The sequence below is a fragment of the Brevundimonas vesicularis genome, from assembly GCF_032067225.1.
Classification (GTDB): Bacteria; Pseudomonadota; Alphaproteobacteria; order Caulobacterales; family Caulobacteraceae; genus Brevundimonas; species Brevundimonas vesicularis_F.
On record NZ_DAMBJX010000075.1, the window covers coordinates 1 to 11676 of the forward strand.

Consider the following 11676-nt stretch of genomic DNA (forward strand, 5'->3'; position numbering starts at 1 on the left):
GCCAGCATCGAACAGCGTGTACGCCGGTTCTTGGGCTCGGCCGGGTCGCAGGCGCCCCAGTCGCCGTCCCCGCGCGGCACCCCGCCCGACGACCCGCTGCCCAGAATGACGACTTCGAAACTCATGCGGGTCTGGGTATCCGGTCAAAGAGGCCGAAGAAGGCCTCGGTCGTAAGGCGATCCGCTTCCTCGGCGTCCCAACCCCGGATCTCGGCCAGCTTGTCCAGCACATGGCCGATGTAGGCCGGCTCATTGCGCCGTCCACGATGCGGAATGGGCGCCAGATAGGGGCAGTCGGTCTCGACGATGATCCGGTCGCCCGGCATGTCGCGGATCACCGCCCGCACGTCCTCGGCCGCCTTGAAGGTGGCGATACCGGAAACCGAAAACCAGGCGCCCATTTCCGCAGCGATTTTCGCCAGTTCCGCGCCACTCGTATAGCAGTGCATCAACATCTTGAACGGCCCCACGGCATACTCCTCGCGTAGGATCGACGCCATCACCTCGTCCGCCTCACGCGTGTGAATCACCAGCGGCAATCCCGTCTCGCGCGCCGCCGCCACATGCTGCCGGAACACCGCCGCCTGCATCTCGCGCGGGCTGAAGTCGTAATGGAAATCCAGACCGCATTCGCCGATCCCGACCACCTTGGGCCGCTGGGCCAGGTCGATCAGGGTCGCCGCCGTCAGGTCCGCCGCATCCTTGGCCTCGTGCGGATGGACCCCGACCGTGCACCAGATGTCGTCATTGGCCATGGCGATGCCGTGCGTCGCCTCGAAGGTTGTCAGCTTGTCCGAAATCTCGACCATCAGCCCGACGCCCGCCTCGCGCGCGCGCGCGATCACGGCGTCCCGGTCCTCGTCGAACTGCGACGCGTGCAGGTTCACATGACTGTCGATCAGCATCAGCCCATCCGCTCCTGCTGGGCCTGGACCCGCTTCAGATCCGCCAGTGCGCCGGCCAGCACATCGGCCTTGTCCAGGTTCAGCCCCGCCGCCCGTTCCGGCAACGGCTGCAGTCGCTCCCATAGTTCGGCCCAGCGATTGCCGGCGCCCGGCGCGCTTTGCAAGGCGCGCATCCGCACCGCCGCGATCAACCGGTCCATCAGGGTCTCGAACCGCTCCTGCCCCTCGGCCCCACGGAACCGGTCGGCGATGGCCAGGGCTTCGGCCCGGTCCACGTCGCCCTCGACCCATCGCCGCGCCAGCTGGTCCATCTCGAACGTCGCGCCGGACGCCAGGGCCAGGGCCGCGCCCGGCGATCCGCCCGCCATGACGGCTGCGTGTTCGGCGTCCTCACGCTCCGCGCCTGTCCGATTGCGCACCAGGGTTTCCAGCCGATCCGGAGTCCAGATCGGAAAGCTCAGCCGCCGGCACCGCGACCGGATCGTCGCCAGCAACCGCCCCGGCGCATGAGTGACCAGAAACAGCACGCCACGTTCGGGCGGCTCCTCAAGAACCTTCAGCAAGGCGTTGGCCGCGTTGAGATTCAGGTCATCCGCCGCATCGATGATCGCCACCCGAAACTGGGCTTGCGACGGGCTCTTTGAAAAGAACTCCGGCAGTTCACGCGACTGATCGACCGAGATCGACTTCTTGGTCTTGCCCCCCTCGACCAGCCGTTCCAGCACCAGCAGGTCCGGATGCGACTGGGCCGAGATCAGCCGGCTGACCGGATCATCGCGCCGCGCGCCCAGCGGCCCGGACGCCGGATCGGCCGCCGCGCCCAGCAGCCGTCGCGCCGCGCGATAGGCGAAGGTCGCCTTGCCCGTCCCCTCGACCCCGCACAACAGCCAGGCGTGGTGCAACCGCCCCCGTTCCCAGGCGTCCAGAAAAGCCGTCTCCGCCGCGGCATCAGGGATCAGGTCGAACCGGTCACGCGGGTGGTCGCTCACAGCAGCCGGTCCTGAACCGCCTGCCAGACCCGCGCCTCGACCTCGTCCAGCGATCCGACGGCGTCGATCAGCACGCAACGCTGGGGATTGGCCTCGACGATCCGAAGGAAGCCCTCGCGCAGGCGCTGATGGAACGCCAGACCCTTGGACTCGAACCGCGTCTCGAACAGGCCGCGCCCGAACGCCCGCTCCAGGCCGACCTCGACCGGCAGGTCGAACACCAGGGTCAGGTCCGGCTGGTCGTTCCCGACCACGCCCGCGTCGATCTGTTCGATGAAGCTTTGCGCCACGCCGCCGCCTGCGCCTTGATAGGCGCGGCTGGAATCGGCGAACCGGTCGCACACCACCCAGTCGCCGGCCGCCAGCGCCGGGCGGATGGTCCGCTCCAGATGGTCCGAGCGCGAGGCGTACATCAGCAGGGTCTCGGTCATGGCCGACCACGGCTCCGCGTCCGTGGCCACCACCAGATTGCGGATCACCTCCGCGCCCTTGGAGCCGCCCGGTTCACGTGTGCGCACGACCTTGCGCTCGCCCAGCACCGTCTGCAGCCGCGCGACCAGCCGCCCGACCTGGGTCGATTTGCCGGCGCCCTCGCCGCCTTCGAAGCTTATGAAATGTCCACGGGTCACGCGCCTTCATGGCGCGCCGACGCCGCCCGGCGCAAGCCCGCCCGCGCGATCAGCTGCCGGATATCAACAGGGCGCCCGCATAACCCCGCGCCACGACCGACTGACGCGCCGCCTCGGCGGCATTGGCGCTGTCCCACGGTCCCACCACCACATTAAACCGCCCCGCGCCCCGATCGGCGCGCACCCAGCCGCTCAGGCTGTCGGCGATTCGCCCGGCCTCGACCTGGTCCGAGAAACTGCCCGCCTGAACCCAGAAGGTCGTCACTTCCGCAACCGCGACCGGCGCGGGGGTGATAACGGGCGCGCTGACGGGCGGGCTGGCCGGGACCGCGCCTCGCGGCGTCGGCGCCGAGGCGCGCAACAGCGTGCCCCCGCCCTGCTGCGGCGCCCGGCCGAGATAGCGCACCCGCACCCGCCCCACGCCCTGCGACAGCATTCCCAGCTCGCTCGCCGCCTCGCGCGACAGGTCGATGATCCGGCTGTCGACGAACGGCCCGCGGTCATTGATCCGCACCACCAGCCGCCGCCCGTTCTCCAGGTTCGTCACCTCGACCAGACCGGGCAGAGGCAGGGTCTTGTGCGCCGCCGTCAGGGCATGCATGTCGAACCGCTCGCCGGTCGAGGTCGGCCGGCCGTTGAAGGCGTCGCCGTACCAGGACGCCATCCCGACCTCCTCATAATCCGGCTGTTCCTTGGGCGTGTACCAGCGCCCGCGCACCTGATAGGGCCGCATCGTCCCCGACACGATCGGCGCCGGGTCCTTGACGACGGGCGGGCGGTCCTCGCCGCGCCCGGCGACCGTCTCGCGCACGCCTGCTCCGCCGACGGTGGAACAGGCGGCCAGCAGCGAAAACAGCCCCAGGATCAGCGCGCCGCGCACTCCCTGTCCAAACGTCATCGACCCGCCTCGCAAAAAATACGAAAACAGGATGACCGAAGACATTTCCGCTTTGGTTAATGACCCGTTCGCCTGCTATGGCGTCCGCCTCCGCTGCGGCGGCAAGGAAGTGTGGCCGAGTGGTTTAAGGCACTGGTCTTGAAAACCAGCGACGGTGAGAGCCGTCCGTGGGTTCGAATCCCACCGCTTCCGCCAAGTTATTACGCCACCACGGGATTTGCGGGCCGCTCCGGATTTGCGCCCTAAACCGCGCCCGACGGACTTTCAGGCGAACTGGCCAGAAACGCACAAAGTGCTCTTCCGGGATGGTGTGCGGCACCCAACCTAGAGCCCAAGGGATTGAGGGACGTATTCTCAGATTCCATGACCTGTGGACATCGACGCATCGACGGAGACGGTGCAGCGGGCCCTACCACGGGCTGTCGGCCGGACGCCGAGTATGACGGGTGATCGACACGTCGGTCGAAATCGCAGGCTATAGGTTATTATAGAAAATGCCCAGTGGATTGATGAAGGCTCTCATCTATCATTGGTTGATCTTTGCACTCGACGCATGCCCTATTCTCTTCAGGCTGGATTAATCGGGACCAGAAACGGCGTGATCAGAGTCGATGCAAACTACATTTATCAAGCCGCCGCACAGATTCGCCCGCTCGCGGGTTTGACACCAGACAATAGGGCAGCTGGACCTTGGTTTGCAGCTCTATACGCGGCAAGAGCAGCCATTCAGCCGCTCGTTTGGGGCAGCGTGTTTGGTCTCCGTACTTGTCAAGCGAGTGGTTCGAACCTCGTCACCGCCTTGGACAATCTCCTCGTGGCCTACGACGACCCACAAATCTGGTCTGAGCTGCTTGATGTCGCAAAGATTGCACAGCTTCAACACGCCCTATCAAGCTTCGAAGTCATTCTGGCTGCTGAGCTTCAGATGCTTCCTGTTTATCTAGCCACTCCAAAGGGCGGCTTCGACATGCATACGCTTATCGGAGCGGGCGAAGTTTGTTTTCCCGAAGATCTAACTTCGAAAGTTCCGGAAGCGTTGCCAGACGTTCGGGAAGCGACGAAATGTATTGCTTTTGAGCTTCCGACTGCGGCTGGTTTCCATCTTCACCGGGTGAATGAAGCCGTTCTCCGTCGCTACTATGACGCCGTGACTGGAGGAAAAATGCGGCCACGAAAAGGGTCTATGGGAGACTATCTTAACGCGCTCGGGCAGCACCAAGTTGGCGACGCCAAAGTGAAGGCGGCTCTCACCGAATTGCGCGATCTACATCGAAATCCGCTGATGCATCCGGAGCAATCAATCGATAGCGTGGAAGCCGCTATCGGGCTGTTGGGTTCGGTCCGGACGACCGTGGGCTACATGTTGAAGGAAATCCCAGAGCCGCAGAACAATCTGCTGGCATCGGTGTTGGCGACATTTGGCCATCAGCCAGGTAACTGACGTCGAAACGGTTATCATGGGCACACGGGAAGGGTGTGGGAGCCATTTCAAATATCCCCGTCCCGCTGGGTTGGGGCTTTTTAGTGCCTCCTGATAATGTTCAAGGCCTCTAAGTTGGCTTTTCCACCTTAGCCCTTGCTATTGCCCCGTCTGCCGTTAGGAACCCGGCTCCCCTGCCTGGAGCCCTGCCATGACGGCGACGAAACCGATGACGATCGGGATCGATTTCGGCACGACCAATACGGTCGTGGCCCTGACCGATGCGGATGGCCTCGCCCATCTCGTGACCTTCGACGCCATCGAGGGCCAGACCACCACCTTCCGCTCGGCGCTCAGTTTCCAGACCCATCCGGGCGTGGACGGCCAGCCGCCCGAGCGTGTGGTCGAGGCCGGGCCCTGGGCCATCGCCGCCTATGTCGAGGATCCGCTGGAGACCCGCTTCATCCAGTCGTTCAAGACCTTCGCCGCCAGCGCCGCCTTTACCGAAACCCGGATCGACAACAAGCGCTACGCCTTCGAGGATCTGCTGGCCGCCTTCCTCTTGCGCCTGCGCCACCACGCCGGCGACGCACTAACGGATGCCCCGCCCGCCGTCATCGTCGGCCGTCCCGTCACCTTTGCGGGCGGCAATCCAGACGAGACCCTGGCCCTGTCGCGCTATCAGACGGCGTTTCAGCGGCTGGGCTTCACCGACATCCGATATGCGCACGAGCCGGTCGGCGCCGCCTTCTATTTCGCGCGCCAGCTGAAGGCGGACGCGACGGTCCTGGTCGCCGACTTCGGCGGCGGCACCAGCGACTTCTCCATCATCCGGTTCGAACATACATCCGACGGCCTGCGGTCGACGCCGATGGCGCGCTCGGGCGTGGGCGTGGCGGGCGACGCCTTCGACTACCGGATCATCGATCAGTTGGTGTCGCCCGAACTCGGCAAGGGCGGGCTGTACAGTTCGGTCGGCAAACAACTGCCTATTCCCCAGCGGTATTATTCCGCCTTCGCCCGCTGGGATCAGCTGGCCCTGCTACGCGCCTCGCGCGACATGCGCGACATCCGCGCCCTGGCCCGCACCGCGCTTGAGCCGGAGAAGATCGAGCGCCTGATCGAGGTGCTGGACGACAATCACGGCCACGATCTCTACCGCGCCGTCTCCACGCTGAAGATGGCCTTATCGGCTGACGACCAGGCGACCTTCCTGTTCCAGGCCGGCGGCGTCCATATCGAAAAGCCAGTCGCCCGCGCCGATTTCGAACGCTGGATTACGCCGGAACTGGCCGCCATCGAGGGCGCGGTGGATCAGGCGATGGCTCGTAGCGGCCTGGCCCCCGACGCCATCGACCGCGTCTTCCTGACCGGCGGCACCTCCTTCGTGCCGGCCGTGCGGGCGCTTTTCCAAAACCGCTTCGGCGCAGAGCGGATCGAGACGGGCGGCGAGTTCGAATCCATCGCCGCCGGCCTGGCCCTGATCGGGCGCGAGGCGGATCTGGACCTGTGGAGCGAAAAGGCGGTCTAAATCCCGCCCTAGAACCCTTGCGCCCGCGCCACCCGTTCGGCGTGGAAACCGGCGTCGCCCAGCAGTTCGTTCAGCACCCGCACCCGCTTCATGAACAGGCCCACGTCGTATTCGTCGGTCATGCCGACGCCGCCGTGCATCTGGACCGCCTCCTGCACCGCCAGTTCGGCGACGCGCCCCGCCTTGGCCTTGGCGATGGAGGCCGCCAGCGGCGCGTCCTCGCGCCCCTCGTCGAGGGCGATCTGGGCGCCGATCGTCGCCGCGCGCGCCAGCTCCAGCTCCGAGAACAGATGCGCGGCCCTGTGCTGCAACGCCTGGAACTCGCCGATCAGCTTTCCGAACTGTTTGCGGGTCCGCAGATAATCCAGCGTCGTCTTGAACGCCTGATCGCCGGCGCCTGTCAGGCTGGAAGCCGCGCAGGCCCGCCCCAGGTCCAGCGCGCCGTCCAGCAGCGCCTCCCCGCCCCCGACCGCGCCGATCACCGCATCGGCGTCGACCGCCACATCAGTCAGCGTGATCCGCGCCGCATTGTGCGCATCCACCATCACCGTGCGCTCGACCGCGACGCCCGCCGTCGCCGGATCGACCAGGAACAGCGTCGTCCCCTCCTCAGCCGTCGCGACGACGATCAGGGCGTCGGCCACATGGCCGTCCAGCACGAAGGCCTTGGCGCCATTCAGCCTGAAACCATTGCCCGCGCGCTCGGCCTGCGTGGTGATCCGGGAAGGCGCATGCTTGGCGCCCTCGTCCACCGCCAGCGAAAGGATCGCCTCGCCCGCTGCGATCCTGGGCAGCCAGGCCTGCTGCGCCTGCGATCCGCCGTCGATCAGCACCTTGGCTGACAGGATCGACGAGCCCAGATACGGCGACGGCGTCAGGGTGCGCCCCAGGCTCTCGGCGATCACCCCGGCTTCGACCGCGCCCAGCCCCATGCCGCCCAGCGCCTCGGGGATGATGACGCCGGCGAAGCCCATCTCGCCAAAGGTCCGCCACAGGTCGCGCGACACCCCGTCGGCGTCCCGCTCGTCCCGCAGCTTTCTCAGATGGGCGATCGGCGCCTGTTCGTTCAGGAAGCCGTCGGCGGCGTCCTGCAACATCGTCTGTTCTTCGGTCAGGATCAGGGGCATCGTCTCACGCTCCCGGCAGTTGCAGCAGGTGTTTGGCGATGATGTTCAGCTGAACCTCGCTGGTGCCGCCCTCGATGGAGTTGGCCTTGGTCCGCAGCCAGTCGCGCGCGGCCTTGCCGTCGTTCGACCGCTCTCCCTCCCATTCCAGAGCGTCGGCCCCGCCCGCCGCCATAAGCAGCTCATGGCGCCGCTTGTTCAGCTCGGAGCCATAGTATTTCAGCATGGAGGCGATGGCCGGGTGCGCCTGTTTGGCCTTCACCTGATCGCCGACCCGCTCCATCGCCAGACGGAAGGCGGCGGCGTCGATCTCCAGGTCCGCGATCCGCGCGCGCAGCATCGGCTCGTCCAGACGCCCAGCTTCGTCGGCGCCGATGGCGTCCAGCGCCACCTGCCCCACCGGCCGCCCGCCGCCGACCTCGCCCATCGCGCCGATCATGGTCCGCTCATGCGCCAGCAGGTATTTGGCCACGTCCCAGCCGCGGTTCAGCGTGCCGACCAGGTTTTCCTTTTCCACCCGGACATCGTCGAAGAAGGTCTCGCAGAAGGGCGACTTGCCTGAAATCAGGGTGATCGGCCGCGTCGTCACGCCCGGCGTCTTCATGTCGAACAGCACGAAGCTGATGCCCAGATGTTTGGGCGCCTCGGGGTCCGTGCGCACCAGGCAGAAGATCCAGTCGGCCTTGTCGGCGTAGGAGGTCCAAATTTTCTGGCCGTTGACGACCCAGTGGTCGCCCCGATCTTCCGCCCGCGTCTGAATGGACGCCAGATCGGATCCCGCGCCCGGCTCGGAATAGCCCTGGCACCAGCGGATCTCGCCGCGGACGATCTCTGGCAGGAAGCGCTTCTTCTGCTCTTCCGTCCCAAAGGCCAGCAGCGCCGGACCCAGCATCCAGACGCCGAAACTGGCCAGGGCCGGCTGGGCCTTGATGCGCCGCAGTTCGGAGGCCAGCACCTTGGCCTCCTCGCGGCTGAGGCCGCCTCCGCCGTATTCCTTGGGCCATTCCGGCGCTGTCCAGCCCCGTGCCCCCATCCGCTCCAGCCACAGCTTATGCGCCGGGGTCTTGAACGTGGGATTTCGGCCGCCCCAGATCATTTCGTCGTCGGCCATCGGCCCGCGACATTCGGCCGGGCAGTTCGCCTCCAGCCAGGCGCGCGTCTCGGCGCGGAATTGCTCCAGATCGGTCATTCCTCGTCTCCCATGGCGTGCGTCGCTGACCGGCCGAAACCGATGCGAGACATCGTTGGGAATGACCTTATCCAGGAAATCCCCGCCTTAGAAAGCGAAACCTGAATGCCGATCACCTAGAGCCTGATCGGCTGAGGTGGAATCGCTTCGCGATTCCGCTGATGCCGTGAATCAGGCTCCAGATTGATGCTGGAGCGAAATCTGAACCGAGTTGGACTGCATCCAACTCAACCGATTTCGCTCTAGCTGACGTAACGTCAGATCAGGCCGTGACCCTTGGGCAGTTCGGCATAGCGGTGAACCCTCGTCGCCATCACCAGACCGAAACCGATCATGACGGTCAGCATCACCGTGCCGCCATAGGATAAGAGCGGCATCGGCACACCCACGACCGGCGCCAGCCCCATCACCATCGCCCCGTTGATCAGCACATAGAGCGCGAATGTCGCCGTCACGCCCGACGCCGCCAATCGCCCGAAGTGACTGTGCGACAGCGAGGCGATCCTCAGCGAGATCAGGATGATGGCGGCATAGGAGGCCAGAAGCGTGAAGGTGCCCACAAAGCCGAACTCCTCGGCGAAGGCGGCGAAGATGAAGTCGGTCTGGCGCTCGGGAAGGAACTCCAGCTGGCTCTGGCTGCCCAGGCCGAACCCGCGCCCCAGCGGTCCGCCCGACCCCATAGCGATCTTGGACTGCACGATCTGATAGCCCTTGTCCGACATGTCGGCCTCGGGGTTCAGGAAGGTCAGCACCCGGTGACGCTGATAGTCGTGCATGCCGAACATGACATAAGGCGGCACCAGCACGGCGGCGGCGATGATCAGCGGCAGGATGATCCGCCAGCTCAGCCCGGCGACGAACATGATCGCCGCCCCCGTCAAACCGATCAGCATGGCCGATCCCAGGTCCGGCTGGTGCGCGACCAGCAAGAACGGCAGGCCGATGATCCCGACCGGGAAGATCAGCTTCCAGTGGAAACTCGCCTCCTTGGCTGAGGCCCCGTGATACCAGCGCGCCAAGGCCAGCACGACGCCGATCTTCATGATCTCGGATGGCTGGATGCGTGTGAACCCCAGGTCAAGCCATCGGGTGGCGCCCAAGGCTGTATAGCCCAGCGGGGTCTCCACCAGCGCCAGCATGAACAGCGCCATCCCGTAGATGGGATAGGCCAGGGCGAACCAGTAGCGGATGCTGATCAGCGACAGCATCAGCATCAGCGCCAGGCACATGCCGAACCGGATCAGGTGCTTCATCGCCCACGGCGACCACGATCCGCCGGCCACCGAATACAGCATCAGGGCGCCGGTGCCGGACACCACGCACAGCAAGGCCGTCAGCCGCCAGTCGATCTGGCCCAGCTTGGTCGAGACGCGTTCGCGCTCACCGGGACGTGACAGGGCCGAGGCGGTCAACGGCCGGGCTCGGAAAGATAGGGTCGCGGACCGCTGGTCGCAGATGGCGCAGGGCGGCTCGGTTGGGGCGGGGCCACGACATCGGGCTCGGGCGCGGCGCCGACGACGCCGTCCTCGACGATCGCGTCGCCGGTCGGTTCGGGCGGCAGCGGCCGTTCGATCCGGGCTCGCATGTCCGGATCCTTGAGCAGCACGGTGCGCATCACCTCACGCGCACGCGGCGCGCCGGCGGTCGCCCCGCCCTTGCCCCCGTGTTCGACGATGATGGCGACCGCATATCGCGGCGCATCCACCGGAGCGAAGGCCACGAACAGGTTGTGGTCCTTCAGCGCCCAGATATTGCTCTTGCGCGAGCCGGAGCCGTAATTCCGGACCTGGGCCGTGCCGGTCTTGCCGGCCATCTGGATGTCGCCCAGGCCCAACTGGCTCTGGCGATAGGCGGTGCCGGATCGATCGTTGGCCACTGCGATCATACCCTGGCGCACATATTCGACGTGGGCCGGATCGAACGGCAGGTCCGGCGCCTCGGCCCCGCTGGGCTGCTCGACGCCGCCGATGGACTTGATCAGGCGCGGTTGAAGCTGCTTCTTCCCGTTTGCCAGCCGCGAGGTCATGACAGCCAGCTGCAGGGCGTTCACCGTGATCGCGCCTTGCCCAATCGCAACCGAAGTCGTCTCCCCCGGATGCCAGACCGGATCGCGCGGGAAAGTCCGCGCCTTCCATTCCGTGGACGGCAGCAGGCCTTTGCGCTGGTTGCCGACGCCAATGTCGAACTCGTGCTCGAAGCCCAGCGCCAGCCCGGCCTTGCGGATATTGTCCACGCCCGCGCGGTTGCACATGGCGTAGAAATAGACGTCGCACGAGTTCTTGATCGCGTCGTGCATATTCTGGGTGCCATGCCGCCCCCAGCATCGCTGCGTTCGGTTGCCCGTCCGATACGAACCCGAGCAGAACACCGTCAGCTTCGGATCGACGCCGGCTTCCAACAGAGCCAGCGCCGTCGTCGGTTTGAAGGTCGAGCCCGGCGGGAAGGTGCCGTTCAGCGTCTTGTCCAGCAGCGGTTTGCGCTCATAGTCGGCCAGGGCGCGATAAGTCTTGCTCGGCACGCCGCCGACGAACAGGTTCGGATCGAACGACGGCGCAGACATCATGCACAGGATGTCGCCGTTTCGCACATCCATGACCACACAGGCCCCCGACTCGTCGCCAAACACTTCCAGCGCCCGGTTCTGAACATCGGCGTCGAGCGTCAGGATGACTTCCTTGCCCGGCACGGCGGGCCGCGACCCGCCGATGTCCTCGGCCACCACGCGACCGCGCGCATCCACCTCGACCCGATTGCCGCCCGGCTCGCCACGCAGCGACGCGTCCAGCGCCTTTTCGACGCCCTGGCGGCCGATGCGGAAGCTGGGGTTGAACAACAGGGCGGGCGGCTGCTCGCCCTTGTCACGGATCGCCTTGACGTCCCGATCCGAAACCTTGGCCACATAGCCGATGACGTGGGCGAACGATCCGCCGAACGGATAGTAGCGCGCCTCGTTCATATCGACCATCACGCCGGGCAGTTCGTTGGCGTACTG

Annotated in this window: 10 protein-coding genes, 1 tRNA gene and 1 pseudogene; 3 read left to right on the plus strand and 9 right to left on the minus strand. The window is 66.0% G+C overall.

The window, feature by feature from the left end; all coding sequences use genetic code 11:
- From RT123_RS14210 to RT123_RS14230, 5 genes and pseudogenes are all read right to left on the minus strand, one after another.
- Positions 1-125, minus strand: a pseudogene (locus tag RT123_RS14210) (MBL fold metallo-hydrolase); the annotation flags it as partial.
- The gene (locus tag RT123_RS14215) at positions 122-904 is read right to left on the minus strand and encodes a TatD family hydrolase (protein ID WP_313009812.1); all 783 of its coding nucleotides are present in this window, start codon (positions 902-904) and stop codon (positions 122-124) included. The pseudogene RT123_RS14210 and the gene RT123_RS14215, both read right to left, overlap by 4 nt.
- A complete protein-coding gene (locus RT123_RS14220) occupies positions 904-1893 on the minus strand; it encodes a DNA polymerase III subunit delta' (protein WP_313009814.1) in 990 nt (329 codons plus the stop codon). Before RT123_RS14220 ends, RT123_RS14215 begins: the two co-directional genes overlap by 1 nt.
- Positions 1890-2522, minus strand: a complete 633-nt coding sequence (gene tmk, locus RT123_RS14225) for a dTMP kinase (RefSeq protein ID WP_313009815.1) — start codon at positions 2520-2522, stop codon at positions 1890-1892. Before tmk ends, RT123_RS14220 begins: the two co-directional genes overlap by 4 nt.
- Positions 2523-2571: 49 nt before the next feature.
- Positions 2572-3420 carry a septal ring lytic transglycosylase RlpA family protein gene (locus tag RT123_RS14230; protein WP_313009817.1) on the minus strand — a complete coding sequence of 283 codons (849 nt, stop codon included), beginning with the start codon at positions 3418-3420 and terminating at the stop codon, positions 2572-2574.
- A 105-nt stretch (positions 3421-3525) separates the two neighbouring features.
- On the opposite strand from RT123_RS14230, the gene RT123_RS14235 reads away from it, so the two are divergent.
- From RT123_RS14235 to RT123_RS14245, 3 genes are all read left to right on the plus strand, one after another.
- A tRNA-Ser gene (locus tag RT123_RS14235) sits at positions 3526-3615 on the plus strand.
- Positions 3616-3973: 358 nt separating this feature from the next.
- Positions 3974-4861 (plus strand): hypothetical protein, encoded by an 888-nt coding sequence (locus RT123_RS14240; protein WP_313009819.1) that lies wholly within the window; start codon positions 3974-3976, stop codon positions 4859-4861.
- A 190-nt stretch (positions 4862-5051) separates the two neighbouring features.
- On the plus strand, positions 5052-6371 hold the full coding sequence (locus RT123_RS14245; protein WP_313009821.1) for an Hsp70 family protein: 1320 nt from the start codon (positions 5052-5054) through the stop codon (positions 6369-6371).
- Between the two features lie 8 nt (positions 6372-6379).
- Here the strand turns inward: RT123_RS14245 and RT123_RS14250 are convergent, their stop codons facing one another.
- The 4 genes from RT123_RS14250 to mrdA form a co-directional block, all read right to left on the minus strand.
- Positions 6380-7498 carry an acyl-CoA dehydrogenase gene (locus RT123_RS14250; RefSeq protein WP_313009822.1) on the minus strand — a complete coding sequence of 373 codons (1119 nt, stop codon included), beginning with the start codon at positions 7496-7498 and terminating at the stop codon, positions 6380-6382.
- 4 nt (positions 7499-7502) lie between these two features.
- Positions 7503-8684 carry an acyl-CoA dehydrogenase family protein gene (locus RT123_RS14255; protein ID WP_313009823.1) on the minus strand — a complete coding sequence of 394 codons (1182 nt, stop codon included), beginning with the start codon at positions 8682-8684 and terminating at the stop codon, positions 7503-7505.
- Positions 8685-8941: 257 nt separating this feature from the next.
- On the minus strand, positions 8942-10096 hold the full coding sequence (rodA, locus tag RT123_RS14260; RefSeq protein WP_066551392.1) for a rod shape-determining protein RodA: 1155 nt from the start codon (positions 10094-10096) through the stop codon (positions 8942-8944).
- Positions 10093-11676: penicillin-binding protein 2 (gene mrdA, locus RT123_RS14265; protein WP_313009826.1), on the minus strand; the 1584-nt coding region annotated here is incomplete at its 5' end. The genes mrdA and rodA, both read right to left, overlap by 4 nt.